The 18,698-nt window shown below is 40.7% G+C and carries 16 protein-coding genes; 8 read left to right on the top strand and 8 right to left on the bottom strand.

All coding sequences use genetic code 11. The annotated features are described in order from the left end of the window. Positions 1-262 precede the first annotated feature (262 nt). Both B4Z47_RS00590 and B4Z47_RS00585 read left to right on the top strand, forming a co-directional pair. Complete coding sequence (locus B4Z47_RS00590) at positions 263-466, top strand: YwbE family protein (protein ID WP_070565526.1); 204 nt, start codon at positions 263-265, stop codon at positions 464-466. A 249-nt stretch (positions 467-715) separates the two neighbouring features. Beyond that, positions 716-1,093: a response regulator gene (locus B4Z47_RS00585; protein ID WP_070565524.1), complete on the top strand. Its 378-nt coding sequence runs from the start codon at positions 716-718 to the stop codon at positions 1,091-1,093. 32 nt (positions 1,094-1,125) lie between these two features. Here the strand turns inward: B4Z47_RS00585 and B4Z47_RS00580 are convergent, their stop codons facing one another. From B4Z47_RS00580 to B4Z47_RS00545, 8 genes are all read right to left on the bottom strand, one after another. After that, complete coding sequence (locus tag B4Z47_RS00580; RefSeq protein WP_070565692.1) at positions 1,126-1,338, bottom strand: DUF6965 family protein; 213 nt, start codon at positions 1,336-1,338, stop codon at positions 1,126-1,128. Between the two features lie 25 nt (positions 1,339-1,363). Continuing rightward, positions 1,364-2,830, bottom strand: coding sequence for an efflux transporter outer membrane subunit (locus B4Z47_RS00575; protein WP_115045728.1), 1,467 nt, complete (start codon positions 2,828-2,830; stop codon positions 1,364-1,366). Beyond that, entirely contained in the window at positions 2,830-5,982 is a 3,153-nt protein-coding gene (locus B4Z47_RS00570) for an efflux RND transporter permease subunit (protein ID WP_112376576.1), read from the bottom strand. The genes B4Z47_RS00575 and B4Z47_RS00570 overlap by 1 nt, the downstream gene beginning before the upstream one ends. A gap of 77 nt (positions 5,983-6,059) precedes the next feature. Continuing rightward, positions 6,060-7,223, bottom strand: a complete 1,164-nt coding sequence (locus B4Z47_RS00565; protein ID WP_112376164.1) for an efflux RND transporter periplasmic adaptor subunit — start codon at positions 7,221-7,223, stop codon at positions 6,060-6,062. Between the two features lie 245 nt (positions 7,224-7,468). Further along, positions 7,469-8,302 (bottom strand): AMP nucleosidase, encoded by an 834-nt coding sequence (locus tag B4Z47_RS00560; protein ID WP_070565520.1) that lies wholly within the window; start codon positions 8,300-8,302, stop codon positions 7,469-7,471. A 123-nt stretch (positions 8,303-8,425) separates the two neighbouring features. Continuing rightward, positions 8,426-9,676, bottom strand: coding sequence for an ATP-dependent Clp protease ATP-binding subunit ClpX (gene clpX / locus B4Z47_RS00555; RefSeq protein WP_070565518.1), 1,251 nt, complete (start codon positions 9,674-9,676; stop codon positions 8,426-8,428). A 2-nt stretch (positions 9,677-9,678) separates the two neighbouring features. After that, positions 9,679-10,380, bottom strand: a complete 702-nt coding sequence (gene clpP, locus B4Z47_RS00550) for an ATP-dependent Clp endopeptidase proteolytic subunit ClpP (protein WP_046674530.1) — start codon at positions 10,378-10,380, stop codon at positions 9,679-9,681. Between the two features lie 168 nt (positions 10,381-10,548). Continuing rightward, positions 10,549-11,010, bottom strand: a complete 462-nt coding sequence (locus B4Z47_RS00545) for a type I restriction enzyme HsdR N-terminal domain-containing protein (protein ID WP_070565516.1) — start codon at positions 11,008-11,010, stop codon at positions 10,549-10,551. Between the two features lie 498 nt (positions 11,011-11,508). Between B4Z47_RS00545 and holA the strand changes: the two genes are divergently transcribed. The 6 genes from holA to B4Z47_RS00515 form a co-directional block, all read left to right on the top strand. Continuing rightward, complete coding sequence (gene holA, locus B4Z47_RS00540; RefSeq protein ID WP_115045729.1) at positions 11,509-12,516, top strand: DNA polymerase III subunit delta; 1,008 nt, start codon at positions 11,509-11,511, stop codon at positions 12,514-12,516. 169 nt (positions 12,517-12,685) lie between these two features. Continuing rightward, positions 12,686-13,303: a TetR/AcrR family transcriptional regulator gene (locus tag B4Z47_RS00535; RefSeq protein ID WP_070565512.1), complete on the top strand. Its 618-nt coding sequence runs from the start codon at positions 12,686-12,688 to the stop codon at positions 13,301-13,303. Further along, on the top strand, positions 13,293-14,603 hold the full coding sequence (locus B4Z47_RS00530) for a TolC family protein (RefSeq protein ID WP_112376165.1): 1,311 nt from the start codon (positions 13,293-13,295) through the stop codon (positions 14,601-14,603). Before B4Z47_RS00535 ends, B4Z47_RS00530 begins: the two co-directional genes overlap by 11 nt. A gap of 14 nt (positions 14,604-14,617) precedes the next feature. Next, a complete protein-coding gene (locus tag B4Z47_RS00525; protein ID WP_070565508.1) occupies positions 14,618-15,721 on the top strand; it encodes an HlyD family secretion protein in 1,104 nt (367 codons plus the stop codon). A gap of 2 nt (positions 15,722-15,723) precedes the next feature. After that, positions 15,724-17,307, top strand: a complete 1,584-nt coding sequence (locus B4Z47_RS00520) for an MDR family MFS transporter (protein WP_070565506.1) — start codon at positions 15,724-15,726, stop codon at positions 17,305-17,307. 336 nt (positions 17,308-17,643) lie between these two features. Next, positions 17,644-18,698 (top strand): sterol desaturase family protein (locus tag B4Z47_RS00515; RefSeq protein WP_286726548.1); only part of this gene is annotated, 1,055 nt, incomplete at its 3' end.

Here is an 18,698-nt window from a genome sequence, read left to right as displayed (position 1 = left end):
CAACGGTCGCCGGTCAATGCTGACGGTGACTATTTCTAAAAAAAAGCTAAAAGCCAACGATGGTCGGAATTTCTTCCGACCATTTTTTGTGATATGACAGTGCTAGCAGGAAAAGGTCTTTACATTTGATTTGTAACATTTATGTATGCAATAGCCCTGCATTCACTTCAATACGCTTTTTCCAGCATTCAGGATGAAGGTCTTTCCAACAATAAATGATTTTTTATATTGCATTTAAAAAACTATTTATCTAAGTTTGACCATGGATGGAAGAAATAGAGCAGATGTAAAGCCAGGTATGTTGGTGAATATAATCTTAAAAAAGGACCAGCGTACGGGAAATCTAACAGAAGGCATTGTGAAGGACTTGCTAACATCGTCCTCTTATCATTCGAGGGGGATTAAAGTCAGGTTGACGGACGGCCAAATAGGAAGAGTGGCCGAAATTATTGAAGATGATTTTTAGGAGATAATCTACCGGTCTTCTTTTCTCTTTACCACATCTTTTCTAGCGTTGTTGACGCGAAGAGATTGCTACCTATGATGTTCTTATTGTATAAATCAAACTAAAAGTTTGTTGGATTGTTAATATTGGACATTTTGAAATAAAATTTGTATAATAACATAATTATTGCTAACTTTTTTCTGTATTTTTTATTTTATTACATATTTATATAATATTGTTTTTATAATTACTAAATGACAGCTTATTCAAATGGATACCAAAGATAGATGTACGATTGTCTACGCAGATGATGCGATGATTCATCATGTGTTGATGCGAGCGATGGCTCAATCACATTTATTGGATTTGGTTTATTGTGCATCCAATGGCAGGGAGTTGATCGACTACCTCCATGAAAACGAGCATGAGCTTCCTGAGATATGTATATTAGACCTGCATATGCCTGTATTAAACGGAATAGAAACGGCAAAAATTGTGAAAGAAAGATTTCCCTCGATCAGAATATTTGGGTTGACTTCGAGCAGTGATGAGAATGAGCGGATGGAATTGCGGGACGCCGGGGCAGAAGAGATTTTTTCGAAAGAACAGATGCCTTTATTAATGAAACAACTTGCGCCCAGCCTATAGAACGTATAAATAAGGAAGAAGCCTAACAGATGTTAGGCTTCTTCTTTTGCTTCTAAGGCATCCTTGAATTTCAGCAGTCTAATCCAGGATGGACATTTGCTTAAATCTTTTTTCCATAAGCTTACATGGATGAAGCTTGTGCTCAAGAAACGCTGAACGTCGAAGACCTGCATATCTTGCTGTATTTCCAGCGTTTCGGGCAAGTCTTTGGATTGAAAATAGTGTTGTAATTCTTCTGGAGTCATACCACAAAAATAAAGTTTTAAATCCTTATCTCCAACCTCCACCGAGCGCACGATACAAGTCTACAAATGCATCTAAATGCTGTTGTCGTAATTCGACGAGATCCAGGTCGCTATTAAGGGCATTACTTTGCGCGGTAATGACCTCTAGATAGGTGGCATACCCACTTTTAAAGAGTAGACCTGCGTTTTTAACTGCCAGGTGCGCGTTATCGACCCTTTCTTTAGCCAAAGCTAATTGTTCACGTTGCTTGTCGACTGTGACCACTGCATTAGAGACTTCGGCGACTGCCTCGACAACTTTTTGTTGCAGTTGGATTTCGGCTTTATCACGTTCCAATTTAGCAACCTCATACTGTGTTTTCAATGTTTTGTTTTTGAAAATAGGCGTGGTTAAATTTCCAGTTATTCCACCAAGCAATGCGCCAGGGATATTAAACCAATTTTTAGGGAGCATACTATTTACCCCTAATACGCCGCCCACGGTCAATGACGGATAACGCATAGCCTGTTGGATATTCGCATTCGCATTGGCTGCCATCAGTTGAAATTCAGATGATCGGATATCTGGTCTATTGCGGACAATCTCGATTGGGGACCCCAGGGAGATGTCTTTGCTCTCCGCGAAGAGATGCTCGTAAGAAGTTCCTCTTTTGATGCTGTCGGGTAATTTTCCGGTAAGTGTCTGCAGCGCATTTTCCTGGATGGCAATTTCCTTTTCGATTTCGGGAACGAGGGAGGCTGCCAATAGGCGTTGTGATTGTGTTTGTTGGATCGCCAAGGCGGTGATTTCACCAGCTTCATATTGGAGCTTGATCATGCGGAGAGTGCTGTCATTTAATTGGACGTTCCGTTTGGCAACTTCAATTTTGGCATCTAGCATCAAGAGATTGAAGTAACCTTTTGCCACAGCTGTTATGATCGAGGTCTGTATCGCATTTTTTGCCTCCTGTGTATCCAAATACTCGGCTAAGAGTTGTTCTTGTTTGCTTCCTATTTTCTTCCAGATATCGACTTCCCAGCTAAAATTAATATCAGAGCCAAACATGGATTGATAGACGAACATATTTTGCGGCGCTTTTTCATCCTTATGATCGTAGTATTTAGTCAGAGGACCACTGCCAAAGTCCTTTGATCGCCAGGTACGGTTTCCATTGGCAATTGTTGCATTTACACTCGGCAGGTAGTTGGCTTTATTCTGCGCTAAGACTCGCGTTGAAATCTGCAGGTTGAGCAGTGCAGTTTTCATTTCAAAGTTATTGGCTAAGGCAGAATCAATCAATAGCTTCAATGTGGGATCATGAAAGAAGGATTTCCAATGGATCAGGCCCATACTGGAGGTATCTCCGAAGTAATCCAGCGTATCGCCACGAAAGTTTTCCGGAAGTTTGAGTTTGGGCTGCACATAATCTTTGCCGATCTTACAGGCATTCATCAGGCCTAAGAGGCCAATGATGATCGATATTCCCGAAAGGTATTTTTGTATGTTTTTCATTATTCTTCCTCTTCTTTAGCTAGTTTATCATGTAGTTTTTCATCCAGACTTTTGAATACAACAAAGAGTACGGGGATGATAAAGATGCCGAATGCTACACCAAAGAGCATGCCGCCGGCGGCGCTGAAGCTGATCGAATGGTTACCGATTGCCGAGGGGCCAACCGTCCACATCAAGGGTACCAGCCCTGCAACAAAAGCCAGGCTGGTCATCAAGATTGGCCTTAACCTAAGTTTTGAACCGCTAATGGCTGCTTCGACAATGCTTTTGCCATTTTTTCGCTCCTGGACAGCGAACTCCACGATCAGAATCGCATTTTTGGCCAAGAGGCCAATGAGCATAATGAGTCCGACTTGCACATAAATATTGTTTTGAAGTCCCACCAGGTTGATCACGGTAAAAACGCCGATCAGGCCGACTGGTATGGACAATAGTACTGCCCAAGGAAGGATATAGCTTTCGTATTGAGCCGAAAGCAGGAAGTAGACGAATAGGATACTAAGCGCAAAAATCAAGATCGTCTGCGAACCGGACTGACTTTCTTCATAGCTCATGCCCGTCCATTCAAAACCGTAATTACCCGGAAGTTTATTGTCGGCCAATTTTTGGATTGCCTGCATGGCATCATCAGTACTGTAGCCTTCCGCTGGCGTAATATTAACCGCTATCGCGTTGTACAGATTGTAGCGTGTAATAGTTTCCGGACCCACCGTCTTTTCTAAAGTTAATATGGTGTTAATAGGAACCATTTCGCCTTTACTATTCCGCACAAAAATAGAATTGAAGGATTCGGGATCCTTCCGGAAGTCGAAATCCGATTGAACATAAACGCGGTATTGGCGACCAAACCGGTTAAAATCACTCGCCTGTACACGTGCAAAATAAGACCGTATTGTAGACATAAGATCTTTGATTTCGACGCCCAGCGATTTTGCCTTTACGGCATCGATATTTACTTCATATTGAGGGAAGTTTGATTTAAAGCTTGTGTAGGCGCTGCGAATTTCAGGCAGCGTATTGAGCTGGTTAATAAAGGTATCTGCAATGGTGTTGAAATCCCGAATGTCACCACCCATCCGATCCTGAAGAACCATTTCAATGCCGGCAAAGTCTCCAAAACCCTGTACGGTAGGTCGGGGGAACACCGTAAACGTTGCTTCATTGATCTGGGATAGATCATGCCTAATGGTATCCATAAACGCATTAATGTTTTTGATGTGCTCGCGTTTGGCATGTGGTTTTAAGGTAATGTAACCAGCAGCAAATGCCGGGCTCGAACTTCCGTCCAGGGCATTAAAACCAGAGACTGTTGTCATGCCATTAATGTCCTGTCTTTTCTTTAAAATACTATCGGCACGATGAAGAACCTCAGTAGTCCGACTCAATGAAGCGCCGGGAGGGAGGGCAATGTTATATGTAATAAAGCCATCATCTTCGGTCGGAATAAAACTTTTGGGCGTTTTAATCATGAACACGATGCCAAGTGCTGTAATTAAAATTAAGCCTGCCCAGGCTATTTTTTTATTCTTGATCAGTATTTCTACAATAGCGACATAACGGGCCGTCACCCGATCAAAAGAAGTATTGAATGCTTTGAAGAAACGATCTTTAAATTGATTGATTTTGCTGCTTTCTTGATTGGTATGCTGTTTCGGGGCTTTCAGTAGGAGAGCACATAAGGCTGGACTTAAAGTTAAGGCATTGAGTGCTGAAATCAGAATCGCCGTTGCCAAGGTATAGGCAAATTGGCGATAGAAAATACCTGCTGGCCCTTCCATAAATCCTACAGGCAAAAATACAGCAGCCATGACCATGGTTATTGACAGGATGGCTCCCGTAATTTCGGACATCGTCGACAATGTTGCGGCTCTGGGTTTCAATCCTGTGCTGTGCATTTTTTCATGGATAGCTTCGACGACAACGATGGCGTCATCCACTACGATTCCAATAGCCAACACCAGGGCAAACATCGTGAGGACATTGAGCGAAAATCCAAAAAGCTGCAGAAAAAAGAAGGTTCCCACCAAGGAAACTGGGATTGCAATTGCCGGAATCAGGGTGGATCGAAAATCTTGCAGGAAGATAAAGACAATAATAAATACCAGGATAAACGCCTCAAAAAGGGTGTGCTCCACTTGGTTGATCGATTCGTCGATCTGATCACGTACTGAATAGGTCACCTCATAGTGTAGGCCTTTTGGAAATGTTTTTGATTGTTCTTCAAGAACCTTTCTGACAGCAATATCGATGTCATGGGCGTTGGAACCACTGGTCTGTGTTAAGTTGAGTGTAAGACCGGGATGGCCATTCACCTTGTTGTCGCTGCTTAAATTTGTAGCTCCGAATTCTACCCGGGCCACATCTTTTAAATAGAGCACTGAACCGTCGGTGTTGGTTTTGATCACAATACTCTGGAATTCCTCCGGTGTGGTGAAACGCCCCTTATGACGGATCACTGTTTCGAAAGCTTCATCCGAGGTTTCTCCAAATTTGCCTGGGGCAATCTCAAAGTTTTGATCTTTTATAGCATTCATAACATCTTGTGGAACGAGGTTATAAAGGGCTAGTTTTTCTGGGTTCAGCCAAAGGCGCATCGCATAATCCCTGGCCCCCAAACGGGAAACTTGAGCTACGCCATCGACACGCAGCAAAGGTCGCATCAGGTTAATCTGTGCATAAGCCTGGAGAAAGGTTTCATCGTAGGCGCTATCCTGGTGATCGGAGTAGAGATTGATGGTCATGATGACACCGGTTTGCCGAGGCATGACCGTGATGCCGGCTTCATTTACTTCGGCAGGAATGGAACTGATTGCTTTGGAAATCCGTGTCTGTACGTTGACCGAAGCAATATCAGGATTGGTACCTGTCTTAAAGTACACCGATACACTTCCCGATCCTGAATTGGAGGCAGACGACTTGATATAGGTCATATCCTCTACACCATTGATGGCTTCTTCGATAGGCAGCAAAACACTTTTTGCTACGGTTTCCGCATTAGCACCGGGATAACTTAGTGAAACAAGCACACTTGGTGGGGCAATTTCTGGAAAGCGCGAGACAGGCAGGAGTTTTAGGCCCACCAAGCCTAAGATAACCAGGATAATAGAAACCACCGTAGCTAATACAGGCCTATTTATAAATGTTTTTAGCATATACATAGAATTTTAAACACGCTACTTTTGGTGCACAGTATGCCTGGCACCGGGTAGTATGCAAAAATGATCGATAATTATTTCTGTAAAATCGGGGTCACTGGTGAACCGTCGGTTAATTTGTCAAATCCGCTGGTAATAACGCGATCGTTTTCCTTGAGGCCTGTATAGACGATATAATTGTTTTTACTTTTGCCCATCAGTTGGATATTTCGTTTTTGCGCCTTATTGTTTTGGTCCAGTATATAGACAAAGGTTTTATCCTGCAATTCATTGACGGCTATCTGCGGAATTTGAAGAACGTCTTTTTTTACTTCGGCAATCTTAAGGGTGCCGCTACTTCCGGATCGAAGTATGTTGTCGTGGTTTTGGAAAGTGGCGCGCAAAGAGATTGCTCCCGTAGTTCGGTTAATCTGGCCATTGACGGCGTCGACAATACCTTTTTTTGAATATTCCTCACCATCTGCGAGGACTAAAGTAACTTCTGGAAATACGAGCTTTTGATTCTGGTTGTATTTTTTCCCTTCCAAGCTATCTTTTTTTGCCTGTGCTTTGGAAAAATAAAGAAAGTCAGATTCATTCATGGAGAAATATACATACACTTCCTGGATGTCTGAAAGATAGGTAAGGGGTTCTTTATCGCCTTTTGATACCAAATTTCCAATACGCTTTGGAATGCGGCCAATGTAACCACTTACCGGAGCGGTGATCACTGTAAAATCTTTGCTGATCTGCGCTGAACGTACGGCTGCGATGGCCTGGTCCAACGTTGCCTTGGCTACTTGATAATCTGATTTTGCCGACGCCAGTCTGACATCGGAGATAACGTCGTTTTGAACCAACGGTTTCAACCGGTCGACTTCGAGCTGTGCATTTTTAAGTTTGGCTTTGGCGACTTGCTCCGTAGCAACCATGTTATTGAGATTTTCTTGGTAAGTAGAAGGGTCTACCTTGAACAGTTTCTGGCCTTTTTGAACAAATGAGCCTTCATCGATATAAATTTCCTGAAGCAGCCCTTCGACCTGTGGGCGGACCTCCACGTTAACTTTACCTTCTATGGTTCCCAAATAATCCTTGATGGTGGTGGCATCAGATTTAGTGACGGTATAGACTGGCAAGGCTACGTTTTTTTCTTTGGTTTTATTTTCTTTTGAAGAACTTGAAGAACAACTTACCTGTGTGGCTAAGGCTGAACAAATCAAAAAGGTTACGTTAAAAAAAGATAATGTTTTTTTCTTCACAATGCTTGATTAATTTTTACGATATATGTGTTGAGTAATATGAATATTACAATATAAACGACAAATCGTTTAATTATTGTGAAGATTAACATTTGTTAACACCTCAAATTTTAGTTAATAACCGTTCAATTATTAATCAAAAATAATAGTTAATAGTTTTAAGGGTTTGATAGTTATGGTTTTATGGAGAGGGATACATCATATTTTCCTAGAAAGGGAAAATATGATGTTGGTTGAAATACAGCTTAAAATTTAAGGTGCTTCACGGTCAATCCGTTATTGATAAGCTGTTTTAAAGCATCAATACCTATGCTGATATGTGCTTCTACATATTTTGCTGTAACTGTTACATCACTGACAGACGTTTTGACTCCTTCGGGTACCATTGGTTGATCCGAAACCAGCAACAGAGCACCTGTTGGAATCTTATTGGCAAATCCGACACTGAATATCGTTGCGGTTTCCATATCCACGCACATGGCACGGATTGATTTTAAATATTTTTTGAAGGCTTTATCATGTTCCCAAACTCGTCTATTGGTGGTGTATACCGTTCCTGTCCAGTAGTCACGTTGGTGATCCCGGATTGTCGTGGATATGGCCTTTTGCATGGCGAAGGCGGGTAATGAAGGTACTTCGGGTGGAAAGTAGTCATTGGAAGTTCCCTCACCGCGGATAGCGGCTATTGGAAGAATCAATTCGCCTACAGGAATTTTTTTCTTGATTCCACCGGTTTTACCCAAAAATAGCACTGCTTTTGGTGCAATTGCTGATAATAAATCCATAATGGTTGCGGCCATTGGACTTCCCATCCCGAAATTGATAATGGTGATGCCTCCGGCAGTGACGGATTGCATCGGTTTATCTTCTCCATAAATAGGCGCATTATCATGCATTTCAGAAAATAGGTGTATATATTTCGAAAAGTTCGTTAAAAGGATATATTCCCCGAACTCTTCCAAAGGTCTTCCGGTATAACGGGGAAGCCAGTTGTTCACGATTTCTTCTTTGGTTTTTAAACCTGGTGTGATCGGACTATTTACGGTATTCTTTGCACTTTTCTTTGTTGTCATAGTCATTAAATTTAATTTCTTGAATCTCTTATCTTCCTGTCAACATTCCGTTATGGCTATGTTATTATTGTAATATAAGATTTTTAATTCTTTTCCAAAAAAAAATCCCGTTCAGCGAACGGGATTTTTTTAAGCAACTTTAAGCTTTTTTAAATCAGACTTTTCGAATTTCTTCTTCGCATAGTCTAGCGTGATTTCCAATGCTTTCTGTCCCGTCTGCTCTTTCGTTGACGGAATTTCAAACATGGCATCCAGCATAATGGCTTCGCATATACTGCGTAGGCCTCTGGCTCCAAGTTTAAATTCGTCAGCTTTATCAACAATAAACGTATAAACGTCAGGATCAAATTTTAGCTCAATACCTTCGTATTCAAACAGCTTTTTATATTGTTTTACCAAAGCATTCTTTGGCTCAGTCAGAATACTCAGCAAGGTTTCCTTATCCAGCGGGTTTAAGTAAGTTAATACAGGAAGACGACCAATCAGCTCTGGAATTAATCCAAAGTTCTTTAAGTCTTGCGGTGTAATATACTTGTACAAATTGTTCAAGTCAATTTCCTCTTCGTCCTCGTTCATTTTATAACCTACTGTCTGGGTACGCAGACGGTTTGCAATTTTCTTTTGAATACCGTCGAATGCTCCACCACAGATGAATAGGATATTGCTTGTATTAACCGCGATCATTTTTTGATCAGGGTGTTTACGGCCGCCTTGCGGTGGAACGTTGACAACTGTACCTTCGAGAATCTTCAGTAGAGCTTGCTGCACACCTTCACCCGATACATCTCTCGTAATAGAAGGATTGTCGCTTTTACGTGCGATTTTATCAATCTCATCGATGTAGATGATACCACGCTCAGCAGAAGCCACATCGTAATCTGCCGCTTGCAGTAAACGCGTCAATATACTTTCTACGTCTTCCCCTACATAACCTGCTTCGGTCAATACAGTAGCATCCACAATACAGAAAGGTACATTAAGTATCTTGGCTACAGTTTTTGCCAGCAAGGTCTTACCAGTGCCTGTTTCCCCCACGATAATCAAATTGGATTTTTCGATTTCGATCTCGTCTTTATCCACTTTCTGATTTAAACGTTTATAGTGATTATAAACGGCTACTGAAATTACTTTTTTGGCATCATCCTGACCGATGACATATTGGTCCAAGTGGGTTTTAATCTCCAAAGGACGGATCAACTTTAAAGCTGTCTGTAAAGTTTTACTTTTTCGTTGTTTTAATTCTTCTGCCAAGATTTCGCCCGCCTGCTGGATACAACGGTCACAGATGTGCGCACCGTTGCCAGCAATAAGCATCTGGGCTTCATTTTTGCTTATGCCACAAAACGAACAATGAATGTCTCTATCGTTATTCTTTGCCATTGTTATTTAATAATCTCCTTCTTTGGAAGTAAAATCTCGTCAATCATACCAAATTCTTTGGCCTCATTAGCCCGCATCCAGTAATCGCGATCGGAAGATTTTTCTACCCATTCGTAAGTTTGTCCAGAATGATCTGAAATAATGGTGTATAATTCTTCTTTTAATTTCATCATCTCACGTAAGTTGATTTCCATATCGGCTGCAACTCCTTGAGCGCCACCGGAAGGTTGGTGAATCATGACGCGTGAGTGGCGTAAGGCTGCACGTTTGCCTTTTGCACCAGCAACTAAAAGAACAGCGCCCATAGATGCTGCAATACCGGTACAGATGGTTGCTACATCTGGCGTAATATATTGCATGGTGTCGTAAATTCCTAGTCCAGCGTATACGCTTCCACCTGGTGAATTGATGTAGATCTGGATATCACGTTGTGCATCGGTAGACTGTAAGAACAAGAGCTGTGCCTGAATAATATTGGCAACCTGATCGTCAATACCGCTTCCTAAAAATATGATACGGTCCATCATCAAACGTGAGAATACATCCATTTGTGCAACGTTCAGTTGACGTTCTTCAACGATGTAAGGCGTAAGGTTTGTCGGAATGCTAGTCTCTGTACGCGCAATGAAGCTATCAACATGTTGACTTCCAATACGGTGATGCTTTACTGCATATTTTCTGAATTCGTTTTTATCTATATTCATCTTTTTATTTTTTCTATTCTGTAGGACTAATATAAAACTATATTTTAAAAATCAAATAAATTGAAAAGATGTTTTACATCTACTTTACATTTTTTCGGTGCTCCCCGTTCAAGACCTAAGGGAGACTGAATCTCCGGATTAATTTTTATCTATTTCATGCATAGCTCCTTAGTCAATTTCGTTGTAGTTGGGGAGGTCTTCCAAAAATTCGTAAGACTTTTTGATAAAATCAATTTTACAATAATAATGATTCATACCGTTGCTTACTAGCAGGTATGGTATACGGTGAACTGTATTATAATTTGCAATTTGCTCAAATACTTGTTGTGTAATTTTTATATGAGGTGCCTTAAATTCGGCTAAGACCACCTTATGCCCGCTGCTGTTATAAATTAACAAATCACTTCGTTTCTGCAGGTTATTTAATTTCAAACCGCCTTCGATGTGCATCAGTGCCTTGGGATAATTTTTCATGAGCGACAAATAGTTGATCCAATGCTGCCTAACCCATTCTTCCGGTGTTAATACCAGATCCTTTTTTCTGAGCTCATCAAATATATAAATCGCATTGTTCTTTTTAGATATTTTAGCTTGATACGGCGGTAAGTTCAGTGGAGTCGGTGAAAACATACACAAATATACTAAAATTTTAGCAAAAAAAATACATTCATCAGGCATGAAATATGGTGTTTTTTGCTGACGAAGATGATTTTTTGTAAAAAACCTCAGGTCTGCTTTTGTGGCCGTATTGCTTGACCAGAATTGTGGAAGTTGTGGTGCTAAATGTTCATGGCTTTAAACCAATAGCTTAAAGTGATGGTCGTACATGAATCAATTATAAAAGCGTTAATTCGGCAAGGTTACTCGCTTAAATTGCCATTAAAATCGTAATTTTGCTTCCTATAAAATGTCCATAGTCGAACTAGATACACCATGTGAAGATGCAATAACATGGGACATTTTAGACTGTAGCAGATTGTTTGGATGCGGGAAAGTAATGGGGCAACCGATCTGCAGTGAAAAAATAAATAAATAGACCGGGTACTCCATAGCAACTTTAGACAAGTTGCCGCGTGTAAAGAGCTTAATTGGGCCCAGGGAAAATAAATACTATCGATAGTTTTAAATATGAACATCAATCCGATCTTATCCGATATTAAGAACAGGTCTTTTAAACCAGTGTATTTATTGCAAGGGGAGGAGAGTTATTTCATTGATACCATTGCTGACGCCTTGGAAGCGACGGTGTTGAACGAAGCACAAAAGGGCTTTGATCAATCGATTTTCTATGGAAAAGATATTGATATATCTACCATTGTCAATGCAGCAAAACGGTATCCCATGTTGAGCGATTATCAGGTGATTATTATTAAGGAAGCGCAGGAGCTGAAATGGAAATCGGATACGGAAGAACTGTTAACTAAATACCTGGAGCATCTTACACCGACAACCATTCTTGTGTTCTGTTTTAAACATGGGAAATTTGACAAACGCAAAAAGGTCTATAAAATCTTTGAAAAAAAGGGACTAGTTGTTGATGCGGCCAAACTATACGACGATAAGGTTGGCCCCTGGATTGGGACGTATGTGAAAGATGCGGGCTGGCGCATTCATCCGCAAGCTGCGGTGATGATTGCGGATTATCTCGGTAATGACCTGTCCAAGGTGTCCAATGAACTTGACAAACTGATGCTTAATGTTCCGAAGAGCCAAGAGATAAGCATGGAAGATGTTGAACGGAATATAGGTATTTCCAAAGATTATAATGTTTTTGAATTAAATACTGCTTTGGCTAAACGTAATGCCCTAAAAGCATATCAGATCGTCGATTATTTTGTCGCCAATCCCAAAAATAATCCACTGGTGATGGTTATTGGACAAATTGCCACCTACTTCACGAAGATTCTCAAATACCATTATCTGATAGACAAATCCGTCGCGGCAAAAGAACTTGGGGTACATCCTTTCTTTCTAAAAGAATACGAGCTTGCTGCACGGAATTACAATAGACGGAAAACTTTCGATGTGCTTAATGTGTTGAAGGAGACCGACTTGAAATCCAAAGGTGTCAATGTGCCGAGCAATTTCAATAGTGAAGAGATTTTAAAAGAAATGATCTATCGGATACTTAACTAATTCCATCCAACAGCAAAAACACCAGAAATGGTGTTTTTTTTACACAAATTTAATAATTAAACACTTGTTTAAATTAAACGTTTGTTTAACTTTGTCGCGCATTTAGCGAGAACGTCTTTTATTATCGCTATGAATATGCGATGGTATCTTTAAAAGATCGAGGTTTAAAATGGAATTTAACGAGAAACAGATTGATATTTTACTTGCAGCTGAGCGTCTTTTTGCAACAAAAGGGTTTGATGGGACTTCCGTGCGTGATATTGCCAACGAAGCGAATGTAAATGTTGCAATGATCAACTATTATTTTGGATCAAAGGACAAGTTGCTGGATACGTTTTTTGAGTGGCGTGTTCCTGATTTTATGATCAATGTGGATGAGTTGGCGCTTATTGACAATGCGCTGGACAAAATAGACGCGATGGTAGATCGATCAATTAAATCGATGAATTCGCATCGTAAGCTGTATCATATCATTACCATTGAAAGTTCACTAAAACAGCGGATGCTGATCTCTGAAGCATTCAGGAAGCTCAAATTGCATAACCTGGAGGTTATTTCTTCCGTGATCAATGAAGGTGTAGAACAGGGGGTGTTCAAAGGTGGATATGATCCAATTTTAATCCATTCGATGATGATGGGAACTTTTATGAATTTCCAAATGAATCATTGCTTTTTGCAAGATCAGTTGCATATCGATAACGATGAAGAATATGCAAATTATATAGAAACAACTTTAACAGAATTTATACAGACAACAATTAAAGCTTTATTGACATATGAAAAATAAGTTGGCCAATTTGAGTGCTTTATTGCTTTTAAGTCCCATGGGTTTGTTGGCACAGGACAACAAGCACATGACTTTGGAAGAAATAATTCACTTGGCCGCAAATCAAAGCGTGGAGGCGAAGTCTGCCGACACCAAGATATTGGGTAGGCAGCTCGAGGTGGAAACGGCCAAATCGAAACAACTTCCTGATGCAAAATTGAGTGGACAATACATGGCTATGACCACACCAAATGTGAATTTAAAGTTGGCTTTAGGTGAGGGGGGATCTGCTCCAGATATCGCTGCAAACCAATTGTGGTTAGGACAGGCTTCGGTGAGTATGCCAATCTATACCGGTGGCAGAATTAAGGGCGGCATTGATATTGCAAAGGATGTATTGAAAGCCGAGGAATACAATGCTGTAGCGAGCAAAGAACAATTGGCTATACGTGCAGTAAATCTTTATTTGAGTCTTTATAAGGCTCAGCAAACCAATTTGCTGATTGCTGAAAATATCAAGCAGTCGGAGCAACGTGTTTCGGATTTTAAAGCGATGTTGGATAATGGTTTGATCGCACGTAATGACTTATTAAAAGCAGAACTGCAGCTTTCAAACTATCAGGTTTCGCTTCAGGAAGCACAGAAAAATATCAAGGTGCTGAATTATCAATTGGCTAATTTCTTGAAAATTGATGAAGATACCCAACTGGATCAGATCAATTTGGGCGAAGTCACAGGTGTGGATTTGGGCTTAAAAGCATCATATGATGCAGCAAAAACCTCGCGCTCAGATCTAAAATCGATGGAATCGCAACGTTTGGTTGCTGAAGATCAGTTGAAAGTAACAAAAGCGGCTGCCATGCCAACTGTTGCTGCAACAGCTGGATACAATGCTTTTGGTCTTCAAAAGGTGGTTACCGTGACGAATGCTGCCATGGTTGGCATCGGCGTTTCTTACGATATCGGTTCGCTTTACAAAAATAAAAGAGAAGTGAATGTGGCAAAAAACCGTATCAAGGAAATTGATGAGCATATTGAATTATTAAATGACAAGGTAAAAGTGCAGGTTCAACAGGCCAATGAAAACTATATGCTGGCACAAAAGCAGGATGTGGTCTATCATCAGGCGGTGGATCAGGCTGTTGAAAATTATCGGATCACCAAAGATAAGTACGATAATGGTATCGCAGATACCGACGACTTGTTGACCGCAGACGTACAGCAGCTGCAAAGCAAGATCAATCTGGCAATCAGCAAAGCAAACACCATTGAAAAATATTACGACCTGCTGTTAGCAAATGGGTCTTTAAACATTAAATAGCAATTAATCTAGACATGGAAAATACAGTAGAAAACGCACCTGAAAAAAAAGGTACAAATAAAAAATTTACAATTGTTTTGGCTGCATTGGTCATCTTCGGAGGGGCTTATGGGGCGTATAAATATATGCATGGCCAGGCGCATGAGACTACAGACGATGCACAGGTGGAGAAAAACATGAGCCCGATCATTCCACGGGTGGGTGGTTTTATCGCTAAAGTCTATGTAAAGGACAATGATTTGGTTAAAAAAGGGGATACGTTATTTACCATTGAGAGTCAAGACTATCAGGTTCGTGTGGACGAGGCATTAGCAGCCTTGGCAGCAGCTCAAAGTAGCTTTGATGTTTCAAAGGCAGATGTATCTGCGTCTTCGGCTAATGTGGCGATCTCAGATGCAACGATCCAATCTAATTTAGGCAGCATCGATGCGGCACGTATTCGTGCTAAGCAAGCGAACAATGATTATATCCGCTACCAAAACTTATACAATAACCAGTCCATTACGAAACAGCAGTACGAGCAGGCATTGACTGCGAAATTGGAAGCCGACAAGCAGGTTGAAATTTTGCAACAGCAACGCAATGCCAGTGCGTCGCAACGTAATGCAATCGTCAGTAAGACTACAGTTGCTTCAAAACAAACTTCTGTTGCTGAGGCGAATATAAAAAGAGCGAATGCACAGCTTGAGGCGGCTAAATTGAACCTTTCTTATACCGCGGTACTGGCTTCTGTGGATGGTCAGGTATCCAACATTAAGGTTCAGCCTGGACAAATGGTCAATCCAGGTCAATCTTTATTCTACATTGTCGATAATATTGAAACTTGGGTAGTAGCCAACTTTAAAGAGACGCAATTGGAAAAAATGAAGCCTGGTCAAAAGGTGGGGATCAAAGTGGATGCTTATCCTAATATCGAATTTGAAGGTGAAGTAAATTCTTTCTCACCGGCGACAGGATCGCGTTTTTCTTTATTGCCGCCAGATAATGCGACTGGTAACTTTGTGAAGACTGTTCAGCGTTTACCTGTAAAAATCAAATTGACAAAAGACAATAAAGCAGAAAATGTGGCTTTGCTCAGACCGGGCATGAATGCTGACGTAGATGTGCATGTTCAATAACTATGGAAAATTTAAATCAACAAGATAGTCTGGTTGAATATGGTTTTCGACGTGTTGTAATCACGATTACAGCGGTGCTTTGTGCGCTGTTGGAAATCGTGGATACAACCATCGTCAACGTGGCTCTGAACGACATGAAAGGTTCGTTGGGGGCGACTTTGACAGATGTGGCATGGGTTATCACGGCTTACGCAATCGCCAACGTAATTGTGATTCCGATGACCAGCTGGTTGTCCCAACAATTTGGACGGAGAAATTACTTTGCTGCGTCTATTATCATATTCACAGTATCTTCATTTTTATGTGGTAACGCGACCAATATTTGGGAGCTTGTTGCATTTCGTTTTATACAAGGGATGGGCGGGGGAGCGTTGTTGGTAACAGCGCAGACCATTATTACAGAGAGTTATCCGAAAGAAAAACGTAGTATGGCTCAGGCTATCTATGGTATGGGGGTAATTATTGGTCCAACGCTAGGCCCACCGTTAGGTGGATATATTATCGATAATTTCTCCTGGCCATATATATTCTATATCAATGTGCCGTTAGGGATTATTGCGACCTTGTTGACCTTATCTTTTGTGCGCAGTCCTAAATATAGCCAAAAGCAATCTGCAAAGGAAGTGGATTGGTTTGGTATGATCTTTTTGATCATGTTTATTGGTTCCCTTCAGTTTGTATTGGAACATGGACAACAGGATGATTGGTTTGACGATCCCTTGATTTTAGGCTTATCAATCTTGTCTGTTTTCGGACTATTATTCTTTATATGGCGGGAATTGGTCTATGATAAACCCATTGTTAACTTGCGGGTATTGAAGGACAAGAATTTGCAGGTTGGTGTAGTGATGAGTTTTATTCTTGGTTTCGGCTTGTTTGGATCGACTTTTATTATTCCAATCTATACACAGTCGATATTGGGATGGACGGCCACAGACGCAGGTTTGTTATTGTTGCCAAGTTCAATCATGACCGGTATCATGATGCCTTTTATTGGGAAGATGATCCAAAATGGTGTTCCCCAAAAATATATGGTTGCCGTAGGACTAAGTATCTTTTTTGGCTTCTGTTTTTGGATGTACAGTCTCATGACCAATGATACGGGAGCAGAGCACATGTTTTGGCCCCTAATTCTCCGTGGAGTTGGCTTAGGATTGTTGTTCGTACCTGTCATGACACTCTCCCTATCGACATTACATGGTAAGTCAATCGGTGAAGGAGCTGCCTTTACAGGGATGATGCGCCAGCTGGGTGGTTCGTTTGGTATAGCCTTAATTACGACATTTATTGCCCGTGATAGCCAAAAACATCGCGTCGATCTGGTGGCTAATTTAGATCCAAGCAAGTTTGATGTGCAACAACGGGTGCAGCAATTGCAAATGAGCTTTCAGGCGAAAGGTTTTTCGCCCAATGAAGCTTTGGCCAAAGCACACCAGATACTCGATATGAGCGTGATGAAACAGGCTACTGTATTATCCTACATGGATGTGTTTTTATATCTGGGTGTGGTATTTTTGCTGTGTGTCCCCTTTGTTTTGATGATCAAACAAGGAAAGACGCAGATCGATATGTCCAGTGTGCATTAGCATTTAAATAGTCAGGTAAGCTGGTATCACGGTGACTTGTCAGTAAAGTACTGGTTTCGTTCAGTCAGAAGTCCTCAAAAAGTGTTTAGCTTTTTGAGGATTTTTTTGTGCATTTTCTTTTGCGATAGAAAAGTCCTTAAGGTTGGCGTTTGGTCTTGTCTAAACAGGAGCAAGCATACCTTTGATCAATTGAAAAACCATAAATTGAAAAACCTGATTTAAAATTGATTGTTTAATAATAAAGAGTTTGAAAGAATTTATCTTTTGGCATCAGAAAAGACGAATCTTATCAAATAGCGATTCAGGTAGATTGTTTGTCTTTAAAATAGCAAATGGATGTATACGGAAAAACTTAATTTTTTGGCATTTATCATTCCCTTATTTTTAATTCTGATGGTGTTGGAATATGGGTATAGCCTCAAAAAACAGAAACGTTTTTATTCTTTTGATGAATCGATCTCAAATCTTAATGTTGGTATCGTTGAGCGTATGTGTGATATGTTTTCCGTTAGTTTATTTTACTTTTTTTTCGTTTGGGTGTATCAAAATTTTGCGATATTTCACATTGAAGCTAATGTTTGGACCTGGGTTGTACTTTTCCTATTTACAGATTTTCTCTGGTATTGGTATCATCGCTATAGCCATGAAATAAACCTATTGTGGGCTGCGCACGTTGTACATCACCAAAGTGAAGATTATAACTTTACGGTGGCGGCCCGGATCACCATATTTCAAGCCGTTTTCCGTTCGCTATTTTGGGCTTTTATCCCCCTTTTGGGTTTCCCGCCCTTTATGATGACCGCTATTCTGTTGATTCATGGCGTATATCCATTTTTCTCCCATACGCAGACTGTTGGAAATTTGGGTATTTTGGAGCGGCTATTTGTAACGCCTTCCCATCATCGGGTGCATCATAGCAGCAACGAAATCTATCTGGATAAGAATTATGGGGATATCCTGATTATTTGGGATAAGCTGTTTGGAACATTTATATCGGAACAAAAGGAGGAGCCTTGTGTCTATGGGCTCACAAAGCCCATTCACCGCTATACTTTTCTATGGCAGCATTTTCATTATTTATTTGAAATTGGTTTGTCATTTAAGCGAGCGAAAGGATTTAGGAACAAAATGCGGACTATATTCGGTAAGCCTGACGATATACAGCCTGAAATTCGCGAAGAACTGGAAGAGCGCATATTTGCCGGAGCTAAGCCGCAAGTTCATGCGCAGGCGTTAAGCCGCTATATCTTTTTTCAGTCCATGTTGACGATGACACTTCTTTTTTTCTTTCTGCTTTATGGTAATTATCAGCAACTGATACAACTCGTTATTGGCGGGGGGTTTTTTTTTTTTTGTGTTTTTTTTTTTTGGGGGGTTTTTTTTTTTTTTTT

Origin of the sequence: Sphingobacterium sp. UBA2610 (genome assembly GCF_002339225.1) — a bacterium.
Classification (GTDB): domain Bacteria; phylum Bacteroidota; class Bacteroidia; order Sphingobacteriales; family Sphingobacteriaceae; genus Sphingobacterium; species Sphingobacterium multivorum.
The sequence above is the reverse complement of the archived record's forward strand: the minus strand, read 5'-3'. Positions and strand labels throughout refer to the sequence as shown.